At 75.4% G+C, this 23,718-nt stretch carries 22 protein-coding genes; 3 read left to right on the forward strand and 19 right to left on the reverse strand.

The features are described 5' to 3' along the window. Positions 1 to 21: 21 nt before the first annotated feature. The 3 genes from ACI79X_RS06015 to ACI79X_RS06025 form a co-directional block, all read right to left on the reverse strand. Positions 22 to 1,041: a hypothetical protein gene (locus ACI79X_RS06015; RefSeq protein ID WP_457024514.1), complete on the reverse strand. Its 1,020-nt coding sequence runs from the start codon at positions 1,039 to 1,041 to the stop codon at positions 22 to 24. 69 nt (positions 1,042 to 1,110) lie between these two features. Then, on the reverse strand, positions 1,111 to 1,389 hold the full coding sequence (locus ACI79X_RS06020; RefSeq protein WP_457024515.1) for an antibiotic biosynthesis monooxygenase: 279 nt from the start codon (positions 1,387 to 1,389) through the stop codon (positions 1,111 to 1,113). 37 nt (positions 1,390 to 1,426) lie between these two features. Further along, a complete protein-coding gene (locus tag ACI79X_RS06025) occupies positions 1,427 to 2,296 on the reverse strand; it encodes a hypothetical protein (protein WP_457024516.1) in 870 nt (289 codons plus the stop codon). A gap of 251 nt (positions 2,297 to 2,547) precedes the next feature. On the opposite strand from ACI79X_RS06025, the gene ACI79X_RS06030 reads away from it, so the two are divergent. Continuing rightward, complete coding sequence (locus ACI79X_RS06030; protein WP_457024517.1) at positions 2,548 to 4,374, forward strand: serine/threonine-protein kinase; 1,827 nt, start codon at positions 2,548 to 2,550, stop codon at positions 4,372 to 4,374. An 84-nt stretch (positions 4,375 to 4,458) separates the two neighbouring features. Here the strand turns inward: ACI79X_RS06030 and ACI79X_RS06035 are convergent, their stop codons facing one another. After that, positions 4,459 to 5,286, reverse strand: coding sequence for a protein kinase domain-containing protein (locus ACI79X_RS06035; RefSeq protein ID WP_457024518.1), 828 nt, complete (start codon positions 5,284 to 5,286; stop codon positions 4,459 to 4,461). Positions 5,287 to 5,533: 247 nt separating this feature from the next. Between ACI79X_RS06035 and ACI79X_RS06040 the strand changes: the two genes are divergently transcribed. Beyond that, positions 5,534 to 7,660 carry a cation:proton antiporter domain-containing protein gene (locus tag ACI79X_RS06040; RefSeq protein ID WP_457024519.1) on the forward strand — a complete coding sequence of 709 codons (2,127 nt, stop codon included), beginning with the start codon at positions 5,534 to 5,536 and terminating at the stop codon, positions 7,658 to 7,660. Positions 7,661 to 8,032: 372 nt separating this feature from the next. Here the strand turns inward: ACI79X_RS06040 and ACI79X_RS06045 are convergent, their stop codons facing one another. Genes ACI79X_RS06045 through ACI79X_RS06055 form a run of 3 tightly spaced genes read right to left on the reverse strand, consistent with a single transcriptional unit; the run spans position 8,033 to position 11,566 of the window. Further along, positions 8,033 to 9,544, reverse strand: a complete 1,512-nt coding sequence (locus tag ACI79X_RS06045) for an FHA domain-containing protein (protein WP_457024520.1) — start codon at positions 9,542 to 9,544, stop codon at positions 8,033 to 8,035. Then, positions 9,544 to 9,975 carry a hypothetical protein gene (locus ACI79X_RS06050; protein WP_457024521.1) on the reverse strand — a complete coding sequence of 144 codons (432 nt, stop codon included), beginning with the start codon at positions 9,973 to 9,975 and terminating at the stop codon, positions 9,544 to 9,546. The genes ACI79X_RS06045 and ACI79X_RS06050 overlap by 1 nt, the downstream gene beginning before the upstream one ends. Before the next feature lie 43 nt (positions 9,976 to 10,018). After that, the gene (locus tag ACI79X_RS06055; protein ID WP_457024522.1) at positions 10,019 to 11,566 is read right to left on the reverse strand and encodes a hypothetical protein; all 1,548 of its coding nucleotides are present in this window, start codon (positions 11,564 to 11,566) and stop codon (positions 10,019 to 10,021) included. Positions 11,567 to 11,770: 204 nt separating this feature from the next. Here ACI79X_RS06055 and ACI79X_RS06060 point away from each other — a divergent pair, with 204 nt between their 5' ends. Then, a complete protein-coding gene (locus ACI79X_RS06060; RefSeq protein ID WP_457024523.1) occupies positions 11,771 to 13,390 on the forward strand; it encodes a serine/threonine-protein kinase in 1,620 nt (539 codons plus the stop codon). Between the two features lie 10 nt (positions 13,391 to 13,400). Here ACI79X_RS06060 and ACI79X_RS06065 read toward each other — a convergent pair whose 3' ends face one another. The 12 genes from ACI79X_RS06065 to hrcA all read right to left on the reverse strand — a co-directional run bounded on the left by ACI79X_RS06065 (position 13,401) and on the right by hrcA (position 23,698). Continuing rightward, on the reverse strand, positions 13,401 to 14,165 hold the full coding sequence (locus tag ACI79X_RS06065) for an isoprenyl transferase (RefSeq protein WP_457024524.1): 765 nt from the start codon (positions 14,163 to 14,165) through the stop codon (positions 13,401 to 13,403). Continuing rightward, the gene (recO, locus tag ACI79X_RS06070; RefSeq protein ID WP_457024525.1) at positions 14,155 to 14,943 is read right to left on the reverse strand and encodes a DNA repair protein RecO; all 789 of its coding nucleotides are present in this window, start codon (positions 14,941 to 14,943) and stop codon (positions 14,155 to 14,157) included. The genes ACI79X_RS06065 and recO overlap by 11 nt, the downstream gene beginning before the upstream one ends. After that, entirely contained in the window at positions 14,944 to 15,858 is a 915-nt protein-coding gene (era, locus tag ACI79X_RS06075) for a GTPase Era (RefSeq protein ID WP_457024526.1), read from the reverse strand. An 80-nt stretch (positions 15,859 to 15,938) separates the two neighbouring features. After that, the gene (locus ACI79X_RS06080) at positions 15,939 to 16,289 is read right to left on the reverse strand and encodes a cytidine deaminase (RefSeq protein ID WP_457024527.1); all 351 of its coding nucleotides are present in this window, start codon (positions 16,287 to 16,289) and stop codon (positions 15,939 to 15,941) included. Position 16,290: 1 nt separating this feature from the next. Then, entirely contained in the window at positions 16,291 to 17,622 is a 1,332-nt protein-coding gene (locus tag ACI79X_RS06085; RefSeq protein ID WP_457024528.1) for a hemolysin family protein, read from the reverse strand. Next, complete coding sequence (gene ybeY / locus ACI79X_RS06090; RefSeq protein ID WP_073419188.1) at positions 17,619 to 18,122, reverse strand: rRNA maturation RNase YbeY; 504 nt, start codon at positions 18,120 to 18,122, stop codon at positions 17,619 to 17,621. Before ybeY ends, ACI79X_RS06085 begins: the two co-directional genes overlap by 4 nt. A 5-nt stretch (positions 18,123 to 18,127) precedes the next feature. Continuing rightward, positions 18,128 to 19,261 (reverse strand): PhoH family protein, encoded by a 1,134-nt coding sequence (locus tag ACI79X_RS06095; RefSeq protein WP_457024529.1) that lies wholly within the window; start codon positions 19,259 to 19,261, stop codon positions 18,128 to 18,130. Positions 19,262 to 19,349: 88 nt separating this feature from the next. After that, on the reverse strand, positions 19,350 to 20,174 hold the full coding sequence (locus ACI79X_RS06100; protein ID WP_457024530.1) for an enoyl-CoA hydratase/isomerase family protein: 825 nt from the start codon (positions 20,172 to 20,174) through the stop codon (positions 19,350 to 19,352). A gap of 43 nt (positions 20,175 to 20,217) precedes the next feature. Beyond that, positions 20,218 to 20,577 carry a histidine triad nucleotide-binding protein gene (locus ACI79X_RS06105; RefSeq protein WP_457024531.1) on the reverse strand — a complete coding sequence of 120 codons (360 nt, stop codon included), beginning with the start codon at positions 20,575 to 20,577 and terminating at the stop codon, positions 20,218 to 20,220. Positions 20,578 to 20,760: 183 nt separating this feature from the next. Next, a complete protein-coding gene (locus tag ACI79X_RS06110; protein WP_457024532.1) occupies positions 20,761 to 21,528 on the reverse strand; it encodes a 16S rRNA (uracil(1498)-N(3))-methyltransferase in 768 nt (255 codons plus the stop codon). Further along, positions 21,525 to 22,661 carry a molecular chaperone DnaJ gene (gene dnaJ / locus ACI79X_RS06115; protein WP_457024533.1) on the reverse strand — a complete coding sequence of 379 codons (1,137 nt, stop codon included), beginning with the start codon at positions 22,659 to 22,661 and terminating at the stop codon, positions 21,525 to 21,527. Before dnaJ ends, ACI79X_RS06110 begins: the two co-directional genes overlap by 4 nt. A gap of 14 nt (positions 22,662 to 22,675) precedes the next feature. Beyond that, positions 22,676 to 23,698 (reverse strand): heat-inducible transcriptional repressor HrcA, encoded by a 1,023-nt coding sequence (gene hrcA / locus ACI79X_RS06120; protein WP_457024534.1) that lies wholly within the window; start codon positions 23,696 to 23,698, stop codon positions 22,676 to 22,678. Between the last annotated feature and the right edge of the window lie 20 nt (positions 23,699 to 23,718).

Consider the following 23,718-nt stretch of genomic DNA (forward strand, 5'->3'; position numbering starts at 1 on the left):
GCCCCGCCCTCCTGACGCCGGTCAGGGCTGGGTGTAGCCGCAGACGGTCGGGCCGTTCTCGTCGGCCACGGTGACCACGAACGTGGTCTGGCCGCCGGTGTCGAGCGTGACGTCGAAGGTGACCTCGTCGACGTCACCCGCGGGCGCCGCGTCGGTGGCGCTGCCCTCGGTGATCCGGCCGCCGAGGAAGGCGTCGAAGTCGGCGAGCAGCGCGTCGGCGTCGGCGAACTGGGTCCGCCCGTCGGCGCACAGGCCCTCGTAGGCGGCCGCGCCGTCACGGTCGACGACGGACTGCACCCACGACGCCGCGAACTCCGGGCTGTCGGGGAGGTTGAGCTCCTCTCCCCCGGTGCCGCCACCGCCGCCCCCGCCGGTGGGCGTGGACGCGCCGCCGCCGAAGCCGCCCTCGTCGCCGGGCTCCGCCGACGACGGCGCGGACGAGCTCGTCGACGACGAGGCCGAGGAGGACGCCGACGTGGACGGCGTCGGCGCGGCCACCGGCGCCTCGTCGTCGCGGCCGAGCAGGAGGAACAGCAGGACGCCGCCGCCGACGAGCAGGACCGCGAGGGTGGCCAGCGCCGCGATCAGCGGGCCCCTGCGGCGCTTCTGCGGCGGGGGTGCCGGGTAGCCGTAGCCGGGGCCGCCCTGGCCGGGGCCGCCCTGGCCGGGGCCGCCGTAGCCCGGTGCCCCATGGCCCGGTGCCCCGTAGCCCGGTGCGCCGTAGCCCGGTGCGCCGTACCCGGGCTGGCCGGGCGGGCCGTAGCCCGGGGCGCCCCAGGGCGGCTGCTGCCCGTACCCGGGCTGGCCCTGGCCGGGCTGCCCGTACGGCTGCTGCGGCTGCCCGCCGTACGGCGGCGGCTGCTGGGACGGCACCGGGCCGCCGAGGCGCAGGGTGGGGTCGCGCTGCTCGGGCGGGCCGCCGGCGAGCCGGTCGGTGGGCTGGTCCGGCGGCACCGGCGGGCGCCCCGCGGGCGGCGGTGGCGGGAGGCGCACCTCGCGGGTGCGGTCCGGCGGTGTCCCGTCCTGCGGCGGCTGGGTCATCGCGCCCGTCCTCCCTGCTGGTGCTGTCCGACGCAGGCTACGCACCCGGGCGCGGGCGGGCGCGGCGGTTCACCCGGGCGGCAGGAAGGCGCCGGGCTCGTCGACGGCGTGCACCCAGACCGGCGCCCCGGCGATCTTCACCTCGGCGGCCGACAGCGCCCGGCGGTAGGAGCCGACGCCGTCCCAGCGGGTCACCAGCGCCCACAGTCCCGGGTCGTCGGCGCAGCGGCCGGCCTCGCCGCCGAGCCAGCCGGGCCGGGCCGCGAGCGCGGCGAGCAGCCGGTCGAGCTCGGCGGGCAGTCCGGCCGCCGCCTCCGGGGACACCCGCAACCGGGTCACCGCGAACACCGGCCCATCGTGCCCGGGCCGGTGTCCGCGGTGCTCGTCAGTAGAAGTCGCAGACCGTCAGGGTCTGGTCGACCCACAGCTCGACGACCTGGGTGGCGCCGCTCTCCAGCGTCAGCTCGAAGGTGGCGACGTCGACGGCGTTGGCCGCGTCGTGCTCGAGGGCGACCAGGGTGCCCGCGGTGATGCCCTCGCCGCCGAGGGTCTGCGTGTAGAAGTAGTAGGTGAGGTACTCGTCGGGCGTGTAGTCGGTGCCCGCGGAGCCGGCGATCGCCGCGGCCTGCAGCGTCGAGCAGGACAGGTCGAACACGGTGGCGGTGTCGAGGTCGTAGACCGCCTGCACCCAGGCCAGGGCGACGTCCCCGGAGCCGGGGATCTCGCTGGTGTCGCTGCCGCCGCCGGTCTGCTCGGTCATCCCGCCGCCCGAGCCGGTGCCGCTCCCGGTGCCGCTGCCGGAGCCGCTGCCGGAGCCCGACCCGCTGCCGGAGCCGCCGGTTCCCGGGGTGCCGGCCCCGCCGGGGACCTCCACGGGGCCGCCCATCTCCATGCCGGACCCGCCCTCGGAGCCGGACTCCGACCCGCTCTCCGGAGCGGACTCCGACGCCGACGCCGAGGTGGTGGCCGAGGCGGCCTGCGGCTCGGCGTCGTCGTCGCGGCCGAGCAGCAGGAACAGCAGGACGCCGACGCCGGCCGCCACCACGACGATCGCGGTGATCACCCAGGGCAGCACGCTCTTCTTATGCGGCGGCTGCCCGTACCCGCCGGGGCCGCCCGGCCCGAAGCCGCCGGGGGCACCGTACTGACCGGGCACGCCGTACTGCCCGGGAGCGCCGTACTGCCCGGGGACGCCGTACTGACCGGGCGGCGCGGAGGGAGCAGGAGCGCCGTAGGGGCCGGGGGGCTGGGACATCGTGGGGTTCCGTTCCGGGAGGGTGCGGGCGCAGGGGCCCGTGAGCGGGAGCAAGCTAGTGACGCCCCGGCGTCCCGGCCACAGGTTCGCGCGCGCCTGTGGTCACGTCCCGGTCACGGATCGGAGCGGTCGTTCCCGCGCGGCGACGGCGCTGGTCGGGTCCGGTCGGCGTCCCTACACTCCGCCGACGACCCGCAAGCGCCGCCCGGAACCCGGCGGGCGCCCGCGCTGCGGCACACGGAGGACGACCGGTGGAGTTGCAACAGTTCGGCCCGTATCGCATCGAGGCGCTGCTCGGCCGCGGCGGGATGGGCGAGGTCTACCGCGCCTTCGACACCGAGCACGACCGCACGGTCGCGCTCAAGGTGCTCAGCGAGCACCTCGCCGCCGACAGCGGCTACCGCGAGCGGTTCCGGCGCGAGGCGCACCTGGCGGCGCGCCTCAACGAGCCGCACATCGTGCCCATCCACCGCTACGGCGAGATCGACGGGCGGCTGTTCCTCGACATGCGCCTCGTACCCGGCCGCGACGTCGCCGCCGCGCTCGCCGAGGACGGGCCGATGAGCCCCGAGCGCGCCGTGTCGATCATCAGCCAGACGGCCCGCGCGCTCGACGCCGCGCACGCCGACGGCCTGGTGCACCGCGACGTCAAGCCGTCCAACGTGCTGCTCAGCGGCAGCGGCGACGACGAGTTCGTCTACCTCGTCGACTTCGGCATCGCCCGGTCCACCACCGACGGACAGGGGCCGGCGCTCACCCAGACCGGCGCGGCCCTGGGCTCGTTCGACTACATGGCGCCCGAGCGGTTCCTCGAGAAGCCGATCGACCGGCGGGTCGACGTCTACGCGCTGGCGTGCGTGCTCTCCGAGTGCCTGACCGGCCGCCGCCCCTTCACCGGCGACGGCCTGGCCACGCTCATGTACGCGCACTTGAACACCACGCCGACCCCGCCGTCGCAGCTGCGCCCGGGCCTGCCCTCCGCGCTCGACGACGTGGTCCTCAAGGGCCTGGCCAAGGAGCCCGACGAGCGGTACGCGACGTGCGGCGAGCTCGCCGCGGCCGCCCGGGCCGCGCTCACCTCCGCCGGCGTGACGCCGCGCGCGGAGGCCGCGCCCCCGACGTCGGTGTCCCCGCTGTTCCGGCCGCAGACCGTCGGCTTCTCCAACCCCGGCCCGCCCGGCGGCTACGGCCCGCCGTCGAACCCGGGCGGCTACGGCCCGCCGTCGAACGCCGGCGTGCCCGCGGCCTACGGCCCGCCGTCCCAGCCCGGGTACCGGCCGCCGTCGCACCCGGGCGCGCCCGGGTACGGTCCGCCCTCGAACCCCGGTCCGCCGGCCGGCTTCGTGCAGGGCCCGCCCGGGGGCTTCCGCCCGCCCACGGGGCCGGCTCTCCCGCCGCCCGGCGGGGGCGCGACGCCGTCGGGGAACAAGCAGCCCAACCGGATCCCGCTGGTGCTGGCCGGCCTCGCGGTGCTGCTGGTGGTGGTCGTCGTCGGGGTCATCGCGCTGACCAGCGGGTCGGGTGGCGGCGACGTCGCCGACGACACGACGTCGTCCTCGTCCTCCTCGTCCTCCTCGTCCTCCTCGTCGTCGAGCGGCACGACCGGGGACCCGGTCTCGCCGGAGGAGCAGCTGCGCGCCGCGCTGCCGGCCGGCTTCGACGCGGCGTCGTGTGTGTCCGAGCCGCTGGCCGGCGACGGCGACCTCGCCGCCCTCGAGTGCGGCCCGGCCACCTCGCAGCCCGGCCCCCAGGTGGCGTTCTTCTACCTGTACGAGGACGCGGCCGCCGTCGACGGGGTGTTCCTGTCAGACGTCAACCGGATCGGCCTGGCGCCGCTCACCGGCGAGAACGGCTGCCCCGGCACCCAGGGGCACCAGCCCTACCGCGACGGCGACGGCCAGCAGGCCGGCCGCGTCGCCTGCTGGGTGGACACGGAGGGCGACGCGAACGTGGCCTGGACGCAGGACGACGTCGGCGCCGAGGCCGTCGTGTCGATCCCCGGCGGGGGCGAGGCCGGGCTGGCCGACCTGTACACCTGGTGGCGGGACCCGGCCAAGAGCGACTTCCAGACGCCCTGACGGGGCGCCGCCCCACATGGCCCCGACATGCGACGGGCCCCGTTCCTCCGGCTGGAGGAACGGGGCCCGTCGTGTGTGGTGCGGTCAGGCGGTGGCGGCCAGCCGGTCGAGGCGCTCGGCCACCTGCAGCGCGGTCACCGGGCGCTGACCGACCGGGGCGAGGCAGGCCGACACCAGGGCGGCCTCGTCGTCGGTCAGGCCGGGGCTGATCGCGGGTTCCGCGCTCATCACCCGGCGGATGGCCAGCAGCGGTTCGCCGTCGGGCAGCTCGCCGTAGAGACCCGTGCCGGTGAGCGCCCGGTTGAGCGTGGCGCCCAGCGCGAAGACCTCGGTGGCGCGGGAGGGCCGGTCACCGCGCAGCAGCGCCGGGTCGAGGTACTCCACCGATGCGGCGCTGGCCATGCCGGTGAGCGTGACCCCGGGCGCCAGGTAGCGGGCGAGGCCCAGGTCGGAGAGCTTGCCGCCGTCCTCGGTGAGCAGGATGTTGGCCGGCTTGATGTCGCCGTGGGTGAGGCCCGCCTCGTGCAGCGCGTGCGCGGCGTGGGCGGCGTGCGCCACCGCGCGCAGCACCTCGCCGCGGCTCAGCGGCCGGGCCGGGGCGGCGAGGCTGCCGAGCGGGCAGTACTCCATCGCGTACAGGAAGCTGTCCTGCAGGACGGCGTCGTACACCTTCACCAGGTACGGCGAGGCCACCTGCGCGAAGGCCCGCAGCTCGCGGACACCCCGCTCGTACGCCTGCTCGCTGTGCGTCCCCGTGAAGACCTTCACCGCCACGTACTCGTCGGGCAGGCCGAGCCGTGCCGGCGGCCGCGCCAGGTAGAAGCGGCCGTTGTTGCCCTCCCCGAGCACACGGACCACCTGGTAGTCCGCGATGGTGGCGGGCGCCGCGCCCACCAGGCCGACGGCATCCATCCTGAGTCCTCCTGAAGCTGCAGTTCCCCCCGGGCGACCCGGGACGCCGCCGGTGCGGCAGCGCGACAGTGTGCCCCCCGGCCCGCCGTCCGGGAACCCCGATCGCCCCCGTCGCACGCCGCGCGCGGAGGGGTCCCGCGTGGCGCGAGGCGCCGATACAGTCCGCGCCCGGTGCGGTGCCGGAAACGGCACGCACCCCATCCCCCGCGCTGTGCCGCGCGGCTCGCGACGAACCCGGAGACACCCAGTGGAAGCGCACTCCGTCGCGGAGATCACGGCCTACGTGTTCCTCGACCTCGCCGTGATCATCGTGATCGCCCGTCTCATGGGACGACTGGCGGTGATGGTCGGCCAGCCCGCGGTCATGGGCGAGATCGTGGCCGGCATCCTGCTCGGCCCGACGCTGCTCGGCGCCCTCCCGGGCGACCTGGACACCGCACTCTTCCCGCCCGACGTCCGCCCGTACCTCAACGTGCTGGCGCAGCTGGGCCTCGTGCTGTTCATGTTCCTCGTCGGCCTCGAGGTCGATCTGTCGTTCATCCGCGGTCGCGAGCGGATCGCCGTGTCGGTGTCGGTCGCCTCGATCGTCCTGCCGTTCGCGCTGGGCGTCCTGCTGGCCACCTACCTGCACGAGGCGCACGACGTCTTCACCGCCGACGACGGTGCCACGTCGACGATCTCCTTCGTCGGGTTCGCCCTGTTCATGGGCGTGGCCATGTCGATCACGGCCTTCCCGGTGCTCGCCCGGATCCTGGCCGAGCGGCAGATGCACCGGATCCCCACGGGCGTGCTGGCGCTGGCGTGCGCCGCCGTCGACGACGTCCTGGCGTGGGCGCTGCTGGCGGTCGTGGTCGCCGTCGTCTCGGCCGGGTCCTTCAGCGGGGTCCTGCTCATCCTGCTGTGGTCGGTCGTCTTCGCCCTGGTCATGTTCCTGGTGGTGAAGCCACTGCTCAAGCTGCTGGTCAGCCGCTACGAGCGCTTCGGCCAGCTCACGCCGGAGATGCTCGCCCTCGTACTCGTCGGCATCCTCGGCAGCGCCTGGGTGACCGAGGAGATCGGCATCCACTTCATCTTCGGCGCCTTCGTCTTCGGCGTGGTCATGCCACGGCAGGGCGCCGGCGCCCTGAACCACGAGATCATCGACCGGCTCGAGCAGGTGAGCGTCCTGCTGCTCCTGCCCGTGTTCTTCGTGGTCACCGGGCTCAACGTCGACGTCGGCGCGATCGACCTGACCGGCGTCGGCGAGCTGGGGCTCATCCTCCTCGTGGCCATCTCGGGCAAGTTCATCGGCGCGTTCACCGCTGCCCGCGCGCAGCGGGTGCCCCGCCGGCAGGCCACTGCCCTCGGCGTGCTCATGAACACCCGCGGGCTGACCGAACTGGTCATCCTGAACCTCGGCCGCGAGAACGGCGTGCTCGACGACACCATGTTCACGCTGATGGTGATCATGGCGATCGTCACGACGGTGATGACCTCGCCACTGCTCAACCTCGTCTATCCCAAGCGGGTCCTCGCCCGGGACATCGCCGCGGCCGAACGGGCGGCCATGGGGCTGACCGACGCCTACACGGTGGTCGTCGTCGTCGACGACCCGGTGCGCGACGCCGGGCTGGTCGACCTCGCCTGCGACCTGGCCGGCCGCGAGCGTCCCGCCCAGGTGGTGCTGACCCGGGTGGTGCGGCGCTCCCGGCCCAAGCCGGAGGTCGCCAGCGGCCTGGGTGCCGACCTCGCGCTCATGGCCACCGTGGCCGGTGAGCTGCGCGCCCTCGCCCGCCGTGTCGAGGAGCGGGGCATGCAGGCCTCGGTGGCCTCCCGTTTCAGCGAGGACCCCTGGGCCGAGGTCGCCGACCTGGCCGGCAGCAGCGAGGCCGACGTCGTCCTGGTGCGCAGCGGCTGGGGCATCGCCGAGGGAGCCCTCAGCGCCGACGACCCCGCGGGCACCCCGTGGCCGGCGTCCCTGCACGGGTCCGTGGTGACCGTGTCCGGGGAGCTCGGCGAGCCGGGTCTGGCGCCTCGCGGCGCGGTCGCGGTGGTGCAGGACGGCGGGGCCGACGGCCGGGCGGCGCTCCGGCTGGCCGCGCACGTCGCGCTGGGCCGTTCGGCGCCCCTGCAGCTGCGCGCCGGTGAGGGCCGGCGCGGCCTGCGCCGCGGGGTGGCCGACTCGCTGCGCAAGGCCGGGGTGAGCGTCGAGCCGGAGAGCACCGCGCTGCCCTCGCTGCTGGTGGCCCCCGCCGGCGCCGGCGCGCTGCCGCCCGCCGACGACCTGACGCCGATCCTGCTGGTGCACGCCGGCACCGCCGACGCCGACCGCGACATGGACGAGACGCTGGCCGGGCTCGCCGCCGGCAGCGCGGCCCGGCCGGGGAGCGCCTGAGCCGCCGGTCCTCCCCCGCGGCGGAGCCCGCGTCCCGTGCGAGGGGACGCGGGCTCCGTCGCGTCCGGGGCCCCGCTCCCCGTGGCGGGTCCGGGGGCACCTCTCCACCGCGGCGGCCCGTGCTCTGCCCCGCTCCGGTGGGCAGTGCACGAGCAGTGCCGGCGCAGGTCCTCGTGCTCTGCCCCGCTCCCGTGGGCAGAGCACGACCCGGCTCCCGAGGACACCTGTCCCCTCCAGGCGGGTCGTGCTCCGAGTCCGCTGCGGGCCCAGAGCACGAGACGGTCCCGGGACAGCCCACCGCTGCGGTGGAGACCCCGGGAACGCGACGGCGCCCGCCTCCCCGGAGGGAGACGGGCGCCGGAGGTGCAGCGGTCAGAAGCCGCCGTGCGGGGACTCGAACGCGAACTGGCGGCCGCCCATCCGCACGGCCATGCCCGGGGTCAGCCGCACCGGCTGGTGCGGCACGAGCGACGACCAGCCCGGCGCCCCGCGCGGGGCGACCAGGGTGCCGTTGGCCGAGCCCGTGTCGACGAGGAGCACGTCCCAGCCCTCGAGCCGGATCTCGGCGTGGTGCCGGCTGACGCCGCCGGTGTGGTCGACGACGAGCAGCGGCCGCAGCAGCCCGGACGCGACCCGCTCGTCGGTCTCGGGCTCGCGGCCGAGCAGGTAGTCCATGTCCAGGCTGACGGTGGCGCCGTCGTCGAAGACCAGCAGCCCCAGCGGTGGGCGGACGCCCTCCACGAGGACGGCGGTCTGCTGGGTGGTGCGGATGCCGCACAGCGCGCAGAAGCCGGCGCGGGGGTCGTTGAGGTGCCCGTTCTTGCAGAGGATCCCCTTGACCGTGGCGCGGCCGTCGTCGGGCTCCTCCGCCCCGGCGGAGGCGGGCTCTGCGCCCGGCGTCGGCAGCGGCTCGCGGGCGGGCTCGGCGTCCGCCGGCCCGCCGAAGAGCAGCGTGGACTTCTTCGGCGCCGGCAGCTCCACCACCGGGGCCGGCGGCTCGGCGGCCACCGGGGCGGGGTGCCCGTGCCCGGCGTGGTCGTGACCGGCGTGGTCGTGACCGGCGTGGTCGTGACCGGCTGCGGGCTCCGCCACCGGCGGGGTGGGCTGCGCCGTGCCCGCCACCGGGGTGCGCGCGGGGGCAGGCCGCGGCGGGACGAGCGGCAGGCCCGGCTTGGGGGCGTGCGGCGCGGGCAGCCGCACCATCGTCGTGCCCGACGGCGGCGGCGCGGGGGCCGCCGACGGCGCCGGGGCCGGCGAGAGCACCGCGGCCGCACCCGGGACCGCGCCGGCCTCGAGGTCGGCCAGCGGGTGCGGCGCGGAGTCGGGCGGCGACCCGGCCGACAGGTGCAGCGCCGCGGGCGGCCAGGTGACGAAGCGGTCGAGCACGAGGGTGCCGTTGTCGAGCTTCTCCCCCTGGGCCGGCGTCAGCCGCAGGCCCAGGTCGGGCACCTCGGCGGTCCCGCCGCCGGCCAGCACGAGCGCCAGCCCGTCCTCGGTCGCGGCGGCCACCGCGAACGACGGCGGGTCGGTGACCGTGCCGAGCCAGCTGCGCAGCTCCTCGTGCAGCCGCGTGCCGGGAGCCCGGCTGCCGGCCGCCGACACGCGGCGGCACAGCGCGACGAGCTCGCCGACCTGGGCGTCCCCGGCCGGGGCGGCCACCGGCGGCGCCGGCACCGGGGCGGGCCCCCAGCCGACCAGCGCCGGCCGCGCGGGCACCGGGGCGGCGCCGGCGGGCCGGGGCGTGACGCCGACGACCAGCAGCACGCCGGGCACCCGGACGACGAGGTCGGGGCCCGGGGCCACGCGGACGGCGACCTGGTCGAACGGCGGCACCGTGGCGGGCGCCCCGCTGGTGCCGGTGAGCGGTGGGGTCGGTGCCGACATCAGATGAGCCTCCCACCGTTGATCCGCCAGTGGATGAAGGGGACGCGCATCGGGCCGTTGGCCACCAGCCACACGATCAGCCAGGTGCTGGCGAAGTGGATGGCGAACGCCGGGCCGGGCAGGGAGTCGATCCAGGTGACCCCGCCGGCGAACAGGAACCACACCAGCAGGCCCTCGGGGATGCCGGTGAGCAGGCCGAACAGGGTGGGCCAGTCCTTCTCCCACCGGAACTGCTGGATGCCGTGGTAGAGGAACTCCCACAGCACGCCGAGCACGAGGGTGACCAGCAGGACGGAGAAGGTCGCGCCGTAGGACGCGGCGAGCGTCGTCCCGGTCGGCAGGACGGGCGTGATGATCAGGGTCCAGATCGAACCGACCACGGCCAGCAGGAAGACCCTGGTCTGGATGCGGCCGTTGAGGGTGGGCAGCACGGTTGTCTCTCTCGGTCGTCGCGGGTGTCGGGGGCGGGTGCGGTCAGATCTGCTTGTTGCGGACCCACTTCCACCACTGGCTGGTCGACCGGCCCGGGCCGAGCCTCTGCGCGAAGCCCTGCCGGATGAGGTCGTCGGCGATCTCCTGGGCGGCGATCTGCAGGCCGAAGAAGGTGTCGACGCCGGGGAAGGGGCCGCCCAGGGTGGCGCTGCCGGAGGCGTACATCTTGCCGCCGTTGCGGGTGCCGGTGACCTCGAAGTCGCGCTGGACGTCGAGCCGGCCGACCGGGTTGCGCTGCGCGTTGGAGTGGTCGAGCAGGTCGGCGAGCAGCCGGTGCTCGCGGATGTCGGCCTCGAGGCCGGTGCAGTCGATGACGGCGTCGAAGGTGCCCACGTGGCGGCCCTGGTCGGGCGTGGTGACGGTGACCTCGACCAGGTCGCCGACCGGCTTCATCTCGTCGATCTGGCCGATCATCACGCGGTACCAGCCCTCGGTGCGGCCGCGCTTGAGCTGCTCCTGCCAGTCCCGCCGGACCGGCGTGTTGGTGCCGCCCATCTCCTCGTAGAGCCTCTTGCGCTCGGCGCCCTCGCTCTTGCGGACCTGCTGCTTGAGCTGCCCGCCCCACACCGACTTCGGGTAATTGAAGCCCTGGTAGGCCCAGCCGTCGGCGCCCTTGCGGCGCTTGAGGATGCCGGTGCCGTGCGGCTTGTCCACGTAGGTGCGGAACAGGTGCACGATCTGCGTCTGCAGGCCGCGGGCGTCGCGGTCGTCGATGAGCCGCTGCAGCACGCGCGAGGCCACGATGCCGCCGCCGCGGATGAGGATCGTGCCGGGGCGCTGGTGCAGCCGCTCGTAGACGTGCTCGTGCCGCTCGTAGGCGTTGACCACCTTCGAGTAGTCGTTGTACTCGCTGCGGTAGCGCTGCAGGTCGGGCAGGAACTTCAGGCCCGGGTAGCCGACGGCGACGTGCACCCACTGGCTGCGGTAGGCGATCCGCTTGGTCGGCGTCGCCCCCTCCGGCGGGGTCAGGATCGTGAAGTACCCGCCGCCCGCGCGGCGCCGGACCATCCGGACCTGGCCGTGCACGACCATCTCCGGGTACCGGATCCGGTACATCTCCTTCTCCATCGACTCGAACGCGTGGCCGGCCTTCGGCGTGTAGTAGTTCGCGAAGATCGGCTCGACCAGCACGTTCCAGGCCTGCTTGACGTTGCCCTGCAGCGCCTCGCGGATGGCGTAGCTCGGGAAGCCCCAGATGTTGTCGGGGCACGACGAGGAATCCGACCGCAGCCGCTCACCCCGCGGGATCTGCGACACCGTCGTCAGGTACTCGTAGCTCTCCCACGGCGTGCGCAGCGGGGTGAGCACCCGCATGGCGCTGGTGGGGACGCCGCAGATGCGCAGGTAGTCGACGGTGACGAAGGAGCCGATGCCGCCGCCGACGGTCACGAACGGGACGTCGACGATCGGGATGCCGGCCTCGGCGAGCATCTGGTCGGTCCAGACGTCGGTGGCGACGAGGGCGTCGGTGAGGTCACCAGGCTGCGCCGGGGCGGGGGCGTGCTGGGGGGAGATGGTGCGCTCGCTCACGGGGGTTCTTCCGTCCTCTGTGGGGAGCCGCCACTGTCGGGGGACCTCGCGGCAGTGTCAACGGATTCCGGCGCGGGTCCCGCGGCCCGTCCGCGCAGGTCCGGGCGGCGTCCGCGGCGGCCCCGCGCAGGCACCCGCCGCCTACACTCCGCGACGTCCGTCGTGGCCGGCCCCGGGGGCCGCCACCGCCGCGGGGAGGCCAGGGTGGAGCAGCGCCAGTTCGGTCCCTACCGGCTCGAGGAGGTCATCGGCCGGGGCGGCATGGGCGAGGTCTACCGGGCCTTCGACACCGAGCACCGGCGGACCGTGGCGCTCAAGGTGCTCACCGAGAGCCTTGCCTCCGACCGCGCCTACCGCGAACGCTTCCGCCGCGAGGCGCACGCCGCGGCCCGGCTGTCCGAGCCGCACGTGGTGCCCATCCACCGGTACGGCGAGTTCGACGGGCGGCTGTTCCTCGACATGCGCCTGGTCCGCGGCCGCGACCTGGCCACCGTGCTCACCGAGGAGGGCCCGCTCGCGCCGGCCCGCGCCGTGTCGATCGTGGGGCAGGTGGCGCACGCGCTCGACGCCGCGCACGCCGAGGGCCTGGTGCACCGCGACGTCAAGCCGAGCAACGTGCTCGTCTGCTCCACCTCGGGCGAGCCGGCCGAGGACGACGACGAGTTCGTCTACCTGGTCGACTTCGGCATCGCCCGCTCCGTCGGCACCGACGGCGGCACGACCGCGCTCACCCAGGTCGGCTCGGCGGTCGGGTCCTTCGACTACATGGCGCCCGAGCGCTTCCTCGAGCGGCCGGCCGACGCCCGCGCCGACGTCTACTCCCTGGCCTGCGTGCTGTTCGAGACGCTGACCGGGCGCCGGCCCCACCTGGCCCGCGACCTCGCGCCGCTGATGTGGGCGCACCTCAACGACACCCCGCCGCCGGTGTCGCGGCTGCGGCCCGGGCTGCCGGCCGGCCTCGACGACGTCGTCGCCCGCGGGCTGGCCAAGGACCCCGACGACCGGTGGCCCTCCGCCGGCGCGATGGCCTCCGCCGCCCGGCGCGCGCTGGCCGCCCCCGCTCCTGCGCTGGCCGCCCCGCCCGCCGCCCCGCGCGCGGGCACCGCGCCGGTCCCGCCGCCGGCGCAGCGGCCCGTGCCGCCACCCGCCCCTCCGCGCGCGCAGCCGCCAGTGCCCCCGCCCGCCCCCCGGCCGCTGCCCGTCGCGGGGGCGGTACCCACGCCTGCGCCGGCCCGGCGCCGCCCGGTGCTGCCCGCCCTGCTGCTGACGGCGGCGGCGCTGCTGGCCGCCGCGGTGCTCGTCGTCGCGCTGGTCGCCTCGTCCGGGGGCGCGGCCGCGGCGGACCCGCCGCAGCGGCCGACCGCCGGGCCGCAGCACGACGCGCTGCTGGCGATCGTGCCCGCCGACTTCGACCCGTCCTCCTGCCGGCCCGCGCCGTCGGCCGGCGACGGCGACGTCGCCGCGGTCGACTGCGGGCGGGCGGCCAGCGAGACCGGCCCACGCACCGCCCGGTTCTTCCTCTACCCCGACGGCGAGACCGCCGACGAGGTCTTCACCGGCGACGTGACCGACCTGGGGCTGCCCGCGCTGGAGAACGGCGCGAGCTGCCCGGCGTCGCAGGGCTACCAGGACTGGACCGTCGACGACGTCGTCATGGGGCAGGTGGCCTGCTACGTCGACGAGACCAACACCGCGGTGCTCATCTGGACCGAGACCGACGACGCCACCGAGGCGGTGGTGACCGTCCGCAACGGCGGCACCGCGGGCCTCGCCCGGCTGGTCGAGTGGTGGAACGAGGCCGACCTGTCGGGCTTCGGCGCCTGAGCCCGCTGGATCAGGCCTTGCCGAACCGCCGCTGGCGGGAGGCGTACTCCTCGCAGGCCGCCCACAGGTGCCGGCGGTCGAAGTCGGGCCAGAGCGTGTCGAGGAAGACGAACTCCGCGTAGGCCGACTGCCACAGCAGGAAGTTGCTGGTGCGGTTCTCCCCGGAGCTGCGGACGAACAGGTCGACGTCGGGCATGTCGGGCTCGTCGAGGAACCGGGCGACGGTGTCCTCGTCGACCTTGCCCGGGTCGAGCCGGCCGGCGGCCACCTCGCGGGCGATCGCGGCGGCGGCGTCGGCGATCTCGGCCCGCCCGCCGTAGTTCACGCACATGGTGAGGGTGAGGACGTCGTTGTCGCGGGTGAGCTCCTCGGCGACCTCGAGCTCCTTGATGACGCTGCGCCACAGCCGCGGCCGGCGGCCGGCCCAGCGCACCCGCACGCCGAGCTCGTGCATCTCGTCGCGGCGGCGGCGGATGACGTCGCGGTTGAAGCCCATGAGGAAGCGGACCTCCTCGGGGCTGCGCCGCCAGTTCTCCGTGGAGAAGGCGTAGGCGCTGATGGCCTTCACACCGAGCTCGATGGCGCCCTCGACGCAGTCGAAGAGCGAGGACTCCCCCGCCTCGTGGCCGGCCGTGCGGGGCAGGCCGCGCTCCTTGGCCCAGCGGCCGTTGCCGTCCATGACGATCGCGACGTGGCCGGGCACCCTGTCGGCGGGGATCGCCGGCGGGCGGACACCGGAGGGGTGCGGGTTCGGGGCCTTCACCTCACGCCTCACGGAGCAGGTCCACCTCCCGCCGCGGGGCGACGTCGGAGCGGTCGACCAGCGGCAGCGAGCGCAGCCCGCGCTCGAGGTGCCACTGCAGCAGCGCGGCGACCAGGCCGCTGCCCTCACGGCGCTGCGCCTTCTCGCTGGCCTCGGCCGTCTCCCAGTCGCCGGACAGCAGGGCCTCCAGGTGCTCGATGGTGACCGGGTTGGGCATCGCCGACCCGGTGGGCCGGCACTCGCGGCACACCGAGCCGCCGGCGGGGACCGAGAAGTGCCGGTGCGGGCCCTCGACGCCGCAGCGGGCGCAGTCGCCGAGCGCGGGCTCCCAGCCGGCCACCGACATCGCGCGGAGGAGGAACGCGTCGAGCACCAGGCCGGCCGGGCGGGAGTGCTCCGACAGCGTCCGCAGCGCGCCGACGACGAGCAGGAACATCCGCAGCGAGGGCTCCTTCTCCTCCGCGGTGAGCCGGTCGGCGGTCTCCAGGACGGCGGTGCCGGCGGTGTAGGCCGGGTAGTCGCCGACGATCGCCGGGCCGTAGGAGCGGATGGACTCGGCCTGGCTGACGATGTCGAGGGTGCGGCCGGTGTAGAGCTGCAGGTCGACGTGGCTGAACGGCTCGAGCCGGGCGCCGAACTTGCTCTTCGTGCGGCGCACGCCCTTGGCCACCGCGCGCACCTTGCCGGTGCGGCGGGTGAGGACCGTGACGATCCGGTCGGCCTCGCCCAGCTTCTGGGTGCGCAGGACGATCCCCTCGTCGCGGTACAGCGACTTCGGCGTGGTGCTCACTCAGTACCCCAGCCGGTTGAGCTTCTTGGGGTCGTCCTGCCACTCGCCGAGCACGGTGACGTGCAGGTCGAGGTGGACGCGCGCGCCGAGCAGCTGCTCCAGGCCCGCGCGGGCCTCGGTGCCGATGGCCTTGATGATCGACCCGCCCTTGCCGAGCAGCATCGGCTTCTGGCTGGGCCGCTCGCAGTGCAGCAGGGCGTGCACCTCGACGAGCTCCGCGCCCGCCCGCTTGGGGTCGGGCCGGCGGTTGAGCTCCTCGACGGTGACCGCGAGGGAGTGCGGCACCTCCTGGAACACCTTCTCCAGCGCCGCCTCGCGGATGAGCTCGGCGATCTGGCGGTCGGTGTCCTCGTCGGTGACCTGCTCCTCCGGGTACAGCGGCGGGCCCTCGGGCAGCAGGCCGACCAGCAGGTCCTCCAGCAGCTCGACCTGGTCGCCCCGCACGGCGCTCACCGGCACGACCTCGGCGGCCTCGACGAGCTGGCTGGCGGCCACGAGCTGCTCGGCGACCTGCTTCTTGCTCGCGGCGTCGGTCTTGGTCACCACGACGACGACGGGCGCCGTCACCTCGCGCAGTTGCCGGGCGATGAACCGGTCACCGGTGCCCACCGGCTGGTCGGCCGGGATGCAGAACACCACGACGTCGACCTCGGACAGCGTGTCGCGGACGACGTCGTTGAGCCGGCGGCCGAGCAGGCTCTTGGGCTTGTGCAGGCCGGGGGTGTCGACCAGCACGAGCTGCCCGGCGGGCCGGTGGACGACGCCGCGGATGGCGTGCCGGGTGGTCTGCGGCCGGTTGCTGACGATGCCGACCTTCTCGCCGACCATGGCGTTGGTCAGCGTGGTCTTGCCCGCGTTGGGGCGGCCCACCAGACAGGCGAAGCCGCTGCGGTACGGCTGGTCCGGCGTGCTCACCGGACCAGTCTCCCACCGCCGACCGACAGGAGCGGCGCCCCGCACCGAGACCTGGCTCGCCTCCCCGCGCGGACGGCGGGTCAGACGGTGGCGCGCAGCGCGCCGTCGGGCCCGGCGAGGTGCACGGGCGCCGACGGGGTCAGGTCGTGGACCGCGGCCAGCCCGTCGGCCTCGACGGCGCCGGCGTCGGACACCACCGCCGCCGCCTCCAGGCCCTCGACGCCGCTGGACACCGCCGCGGCGACCGCGGCCTGCAGTGCGGACAGCCGCAGCGAGGGCAGCGCGACCGAGGCGGCGACGTACGTGCGCCCGTCGGTGTCGCGGACCGCGGCGCCCTCCGGGGCGCCGGTGCGGCCGCGCGCGGAGCGGGCGAGGGTGACGAGCTTGGCGTCCTCGGGCTGCAGGTCGGGCACGGGCGACGAGCTTTCCACGTCAGCTCTCGGCGCCGGCCGGGACCTCGGCCCGGGTGGCCCCTGACTGGGCGTCGGGATCGGTGTCGGGCACCTTCGTGACGACGATCGTGTCGATGCGGTTGCGCCGCCCGCCGGTGCTCTCGGCGACCAGCCGCAGCCCGGCCACCTCGGCCGACGAGCCCTCGATCGGCACCAGGCCGAGCTCGCGGGCGAGCAGGCCGCCGACGGTCTCGACGTCGTCGTCGGAGGGCAGCTCGACGTCGAACAGCTCGGCGAGGTCCTCGACCGGCAGCCGGGCGGTGATCCGCACCGAGCCGTCGTCGAGGTGCTCGACCGGCGGGCGCTGGACGGCGTCGTGCTCGTCGGCGATCTCCCCGACGATCTCCTCGAGGATGTCCTCGATGGTGACCAGGCCCGCGAAGCCGCCGTACTCGTCGACGACGATCGCGATGTGCGTGCGGCGGGCCTGCATGTCGCGCAGCAGCTCGTCGACCGGCTTGGACTCCGGCACGAACGCCGGCGGGCGCATGAGCTCCTCGACCCTCGGGCCGCGGCCGTCGCCGAGGTTCTGCGACCGGCGGACGAGGTCCTTGAGGTAGACGACCCCGACGACGTCGTCGACGTTCTCGCCGATGACCGGGATGCGGCTGAAGCCGCTGCGCAGCGCGAGGGCGAGGGCCTGCCGGACGGTCTTGGTGCGCTCGATCCACACGACGTCGGTGCGCGGCACCATGACCTCGCGGGCGATGGTGTCGCCGAGCTCGAACACCGAGTGGATCATGTTGCGCTCGCCGGACTCCACGACGCCGCGCTCCTCGGCGAGGTCGACGAGCTCGCGCAGCTCGACCTCGGTGGAGAACGGGCCGTCGCGGTAGCCGCGGCCGGGCGTGATGGCGTTGCCGAGCAGGATGAGCAGCGTCGCGACCGGGCCGAGCAGCCGCACCAGGAGCCGCACGACGCCGGCCGTGGCCAGCGCGATCGGGTAGGCGTGCTGGCGGCCGAGCGTGCGCGGGCCGACGCCGACCAGCACGTAGCTGACCACCACCATGACGCCGGCCGCGGCGAGCACCGCCTGCCAGCCCGTGCCCAGGGCCCGGACGAACAGCACCGCGACCAGCACCGCCGCGACCATCTCGCAGGCGATCCGCAGCAGGAGCAGCAGCGCCACGGCGCGGGCGCGCTCGCCGAGCACCTGCTCCAGGCGCGGCGCGCGGCGGACGCCGTCGCGCCGCAGCTCCTCCACGCGGGCCAGCGACACCCGCTGCAGCGCGGCGTCCATGGCGCCGAAGGCACCCGCCAGCGGCACCAGGCAGACCGCGACCACCAGCAGGGTGACCGCGCCGGCGCTCATCGGGACCCGGGGCCCCGTTCCGCCGGCTCGCCGGTGACCGGCTGCCGCGGGGCCGAGCGCCAGCCCTCGAGCAGGCGGGTCTGCAGGCCGAACATCTCCCGCTCCTCCTCCGGCTCCATGTGGTCGTAGCCGAGCAGGTGCAGCACGCCGTGCGTGGCGAGCAGCAGCAGCTCGTCGTCCATGGAGTGGCCGGCGGCGCGCGCCTGCCGGACGGCCACCGAGGGGCACAGCACGACGTCACCGAGCAGCGCGGGACCGGGCTCGGGGTCGTCGGGCCGGGCGGTGTCGAGCTCGTCCATGGGGAAGGCCAGGACGTCGGTCGGGCCCTTCTCCCCCATCCAGCGCTCGTGCAGCACCGACATGTAGTCGGGGTCGACGCACAGCACCGACAGCTCGGCCATCGGGTTGACGCCCATCTCGGCGAGCACGTACCGGCAGATCCCGGTCAGCTCCGCCTCGTCGACGGCGATCTCGGACTCGTTGGCCACCTCGACCGGCACGGCGCTCAGCTCCCCTGCCGGCGCGTCGGCCGGCCGGGCCGCGCGGGGACGGCGGGACGGCCGGCGCCCTGCTGGTGCGCGGCGTCCCAGCGCTCGTAGGCGTCGACGATGTCGCCGACCAGGCGGTGGCGGACGACGTCGGAGCTGGTCAGGTTGGCGAAGTGCACGTCCTCGACGCCGTCGAGGATCTCCCGCACCACCTTGAGGCCGCTCTGCGCGCCGCCGGGCAGGTCGACCTGCGTGACGTCACCGGTGACGACGATCTTCGAGCCGAAGCCGAGGCGGGTGAGGAACATCTTCATCTGCTCGGCGGTGGTGTTCTGCGCCTCGTCGAGGATGACGAACGCGTCGTTGAGCGTGCGCCCGCGCATGTAGGCCAGCGGGGCGACCTCGATCGTGCCGGACTGCATGAGCCGTGGGATCGACTCCGGGTCGACCATGTCGTGCAGCGCGTCGTAGAGCGGCCGCAGGTAGGGGTCGATCTTCTCGCTGAGCGTGCCGGGCAGGTAGCCCAGGCGCTCGCCGGCCTCGACCGCGGGCCGGGTGAGGATGATCCGGTTGACCTGCTTGGTCTGCAGCGCCTGCACGGCCTTGGCCATCGCCAGGTACGTCTTGCCGGTACCGGCCGGGCCGATGCCGAAGACGATGGTGTGCTGGTCGATCGCGTCGACGTAGCGCTTCTGGTTCAGCGTCTTGGGCCGGATGGTGCGGCCCCGCCGGCTGATGATGTCGAGGCTCAGCACGTCGGCCGGGCGCTCGGAGCCGCCGGTCTTGAGCATGCCGATGACGCGGCGCACCGAGTCGGGCCGCAGCGCCTGGCCGGTGCCGAGCAGCGCGATCAGCTCGTCGAAGACGCGCACGGCGAAGGCGTTGTCGGCCGGCTGGCCGGTCACGGCGATCTCGTTGCCGCGCACGTGCACGTCGGCGTCGAGCTCGCCCTCGACCAGGCGCAGCAGCTCGTCGCCGGAGCCGAGCAGGGCGACCATCGAGACGGAGTCCGGGACGGTGATGGTGGCGCGGACCGCGGCGGGGGCGGCGCTCGCGAGGGTGCTGGCGCTGTCCGCGGCGACGGCCTGGGCGGAGGCCTCGCGGGACGTGGGGGCGCCCGGCACGGGGACGTTCGGGGAGGTGTCGGGCAAGAACCCTCGACCCTGCCTTCCTGGCACGGGGATGAGACCCCTGGACTCTACCCGCGCGCGTCGAGCGGGAATCCCGCCCGGACGGGCGTCACCGCCCGCGGTAGGTGGCCTTCCCGGGGCCGTCCTCGAGGAAGGAGACGACGGCGCCGCGCAGGTCCTCGGTGGCGAACAGCGGGCCGGAGACCTGCGGCGTCACGTCGTCGGCGGCGCGGGCGCCGTGGCGGACGGCGGTGGCCACCAGCCGCTTGGTGGCCGCGTGCGCGAGGGTCGGGCCGGCGGCGACCCGGGAGGCGTACTCGCGGGCGGCCTCGGCGAAGCCCTCGTCGGGCAGCACCCGGTTCACCACGTCCCAGCGCTCGAGCACCGCGGCCGGGTAGCGCTCGCCGGTGAAGACCAGCTCCTTGGCCCGCGCGGGGCCGGCGCGCTCGGCCAGCCGCTGCGGCCCGCCCATCGACGGCGTCAGCCCGACGACGATCTCGACCAGCCCGAACGACGCCCGCTCGGCGGCCAGCAGCACGTCGCAGGCGAGCGCCAGCTCGAACGCGGCGGTGAGGGTGAGGCCGTGCGCGGCGAACACCGTGGGGACGGGGAGGTCCTCGACCGTCTGCGCCACCCGCAGCAGCCGGGCCCACAGCGCCGCGCCCTCCCCGGCCGGGTCGGGGCCCTCGGCGATGGCCCGGAAGGCGGTGACGTCGACCCCGCCGGAGACGACCTTCCCGCGGGCCTCGACCAGCACGGCGCGGGCGCGGTCGGCGCGGCCGGGGGCGGTGAGCGCGACCAGTTCGGCGGCCACCTGCTCCAGCGCGGCGAACACCGACTCGTCGAACAGGTTCAGCGGCGGCCGGTCCAGCACGACGACGGCGACGTCGCCGTCGCGCTCGATCCGGACGGGGGCGACGGCGCTGTCGGTCATGCCCGCCACCCTGCCAGCCCCGGCCGGGGCCCTCTCCGGCGGCTCAGCCGGGCGGCCAGCCCAGGGAGCGGCCGCCCAGGACGTGGAGGTGCAGGTGGTGGACGGTCTGCCCCGCCGCGGGGCCGGTGTTGGCCACCAGGCGGTAGCCGGGCTCGGGTCCGTCCTGCGTCGCGAGGCCCTCCTGGACGGCGACGGCGTGCGCGGCCGCCACGACCTCGGCCAGCAGCTGCGGGTCGGCGCCCACGAGCAGCCCCGCGGTCGCGTGGTGGTCCTTGGGGATGACCAGGACGTGCGTCGGGGCCTGCGGGTTGACGTCGCGGAAGGCCAGCGTGCGGTCGGTCTCGTGCACGACGTCGGCCGGGATCTCCCTGGCGACGATCCGGCAGAAGAGGCAGTCGCTCACCTCCCCGACCCTAGGGGGCGGGGGCGGGCACCGCGGGCCAGGATGGGCCGGTCAGCGACCCGGCGGGGCGCCGTGCTCTGTGGCCGCGCACGATCAGCCGGGATCAGCGCACCGCGTCCTGGCTCAGCGCGGGAGGTGAGCCAGGACGCGGCACGACCAGGCAGCCTGATCGTGCTGCGTCGCTCAGGCCCAGCGGGTGCGGACCGACAGGGCGGCGAGCGCGGCGGCGCCGGCGGTGGAGGTGCGCAGCACCTCGGGGCCGAGCCGCACGGGCTGGGCGCCGGCGGCGCGCAGGGCCACCACCTCGCCGTCGGTGAGCCCGCCCTCGGGGCCCACCACCACGGCCACCGTGCCGCTCTCCGGCACGGCGACGCCGGACAGCGGGCGGCGGGCCTGCTCGTGCAGCACCAGGGCGAGGTCGACGTCGGCCAGCTCGCCGCACACCTGCCGGGTGGTCATCAGCTCGCCCACCTCGGGCACCCGCGGCCGGCGCGACTGCTTGGCCGCCGCCCGCGCCGCCGCCCGCCACTTGGCCAGGCCCTTGTCGACCCGGTCCTCGCGCCAGCGGGTCACGCAGCGGGCCGCGGCCCACGGGACGATCCGGTCGACGCCGAGCTCGGTGGCCAGCTCCACGGCCAGCTGCCCGCGGTCGCCCTTGGGCAGCGCCTGCACGAGCAGGAACTCCGGCTCCGGCGCGGGCACCTCGTGGCGGGCGGTCACCTGGACGCGCAGGCCGCGCGCACCGGCGTCGAGGACGGTGCCCTCGACGACGGTGCCGCGCCCGTCGCCGACCCGCACCGGCTCCCCGGCCGCCAGCCGGAGGACGTCGACGGCGTGCCGGCCCTCGGCGCCGTCGACGAGGACCTCGGCCGCCTCGGGCAGCTCGTCGAGCAGGAACAGCGGCGAGCCGTCCTGCACCGGGTGCTGGTCGTCGGTGGCCGGGGCCGTCACCGGAACGGCTTCCGGACGCGGGAGAACAGGCCGCCGTGGCCCTCCGCGGCCGGCTCGCGGCGGTCCTCCCCGCGCAGGGCGGCGAGCTCGCGCAGCAGCTTCTCCTGCTCGGCGTCGAGCTTGGTCGGGGTCTGCACGTCGACGTGCACCTGCAGGTTGCCCCGGCCGGTGGCGCGCAGCCGCGGCGCGCCCTTGCCGCGCAGGGTGAGCACGGTGCCCGCCTGCGTGCCCGGGCGGACGTCGACGTCGGTCTCCTCGCCGTCGAGGAGCGTCAGCGGCAGCGTGGTGCCCAGTGCCGCGGCCGTCATCGGCAGCGCCACGTGGCAGTGCAGGTCCTCGCCGTCGCGGGTGAAGACCTCGTGCGGGCGCTCCCGGATCTCGACGTAGAGGTCGCCGGCCGGGCCGCCGCCGGGACCCACCTCGCCGCGGCCGGTGAGCCGGATCCGCATGCCGTCCTCGACGCCGGCGGGCACCTTGACCGGGATGGTCCGGCGGGCGCGCACCCGGCCCTCGCTGCCGCACTCGGGGCACGGGTCGGGGATGACCTGGCCGGTGCCGGCGCAGGTCGGGCACGGACGGGTGGAGACGACCTGGCCGAGGAACGAGCGCTGCACGCTCTGCACCTCGCCGCGGCCGGAGCAGGTGGTGCAGGTGGTCGGGTGGGTGCCCGGGGCGGTGCCGGCGCCGCTGCAGGTGCCGCACAGCACCGCGGTGTCGACGGTGATGTCCTCGGTCGTGCCGAAGACCGTCTGCTCCAGGTCGAGCTCGAGCACGATGAGCGCGTCGTCACCGGCGCGCACCCGGCTGCGGGGGCCGCGGCCGCCCACCCCGCCGCCGAAGAAGGCGTCCATGATGTCGCCGAGCCCGCCGAAGCCGGCCCCGCCGAACGGGGAGCCGGCGCCGGCCCCGGCGCTGCTGTCGAACGGGTCGCCGCCGAGGTCGACGATGCGGCGCTTGTCCGGGTCGGTCAGCGCCTGGTAGGCGCGGCTGACCTCCTGGAAGCGCTCCTTGGCCTCGGGGTCGGGGTTGACGTCGGGGTGCAGGTCGCGCGCCAGCCGCCGGTAGGCCTTCTTGATATCGGCGTCGGACGCGCCCCGGGCGAGCCCCAGGACGCCGTAGTAGTCGGTTGCCATCAGGTGTACTGACCTCAGCTCTCGGCCAGCAGGTGGCCGACGTAGCGGGCCACGGCGCGCACCGCGGCCATGTTGCCCGGATAGTCCATGCGGGTCGGGCCCACGATGCCGAGCCCGCCCAGTGCGCGGTCGCCGGTGCCGTACCCGACGGAGACGACCGACGCACCCGCGAGCGCCTCGTGGGCGTTCTCCTCGCCGATGCGCACGAGCACCGTGCCCCCGGCGTCGACCTCGCTGATCAGCTTGAGCACCACGACCTGCTCCTCGAGCGCCTCGAGCAGCGGCCGCAGGCTGCCGGGGAAGTCGACGGCGACCCGCGCGAGGTTCGCCGTCCCGCCGACCACCAGCCGGTCCTCCCCCGGCTCCACCAGCGTCTCCACCAGCGCGGCGCTCACCGCGGCGACCAGGGCGCGCAGGTGCGGCGGGGCGGTGTCGAGCAGCTCGGGCACCTTGCCGCCCGCGTCGGCCAGGCGCGCGCCGGTGAACGCGGAGTTGAGCAGCGCCCGCAGGTCGGCGACGTCGTCGCGGGCCACGTCGGCGGGGCACTCGACCACCCGCTGCTCGACCCGGCCGGTGTCGGTGATGAGCACCAGCAGCAGCCGCGAGCCGGTCAGCTGCACCACCTCGAGGTGCCGCACGGCGCTGCGCGACAGGGTCGGGTACTGGACGACGGCGACCTGGTGGGTCAGCTGCGCGAGCAGCCGCACCGTGCGGCCGAGGACGTCGTGCAGGTCGACGGCGCCGTCGAGGAACCGCTCGATCGCCTTGCGCTCGGCGCCCGACAGCGGCTTGACCGACGACAGCCGGTCGACGAACAGGCGGTAGCCCTTGTCGGTGGGCACCCGGCCGGCGCTGGTGTGCGGCTGGGTGATGTAGCCCTGCTCCTCGAGCACCGCCATGTCGTTGCGGATGGTGGCGGGCGAGACGCCCAGGTCGTGGCGGTCGGCCAGCGCCTTGCTGCCCACCGGGTCGTTGGTGGAGACGTAGTCCTGGACGATGGCCCGCAGGACCTGGAGCCGGCGTTCGTCGTGCGCCACGGTGACACCTCCCCGTACCG

This window comes from Geodermatophilus sp. SYSU D01119 (assembly GCF_054049975.1).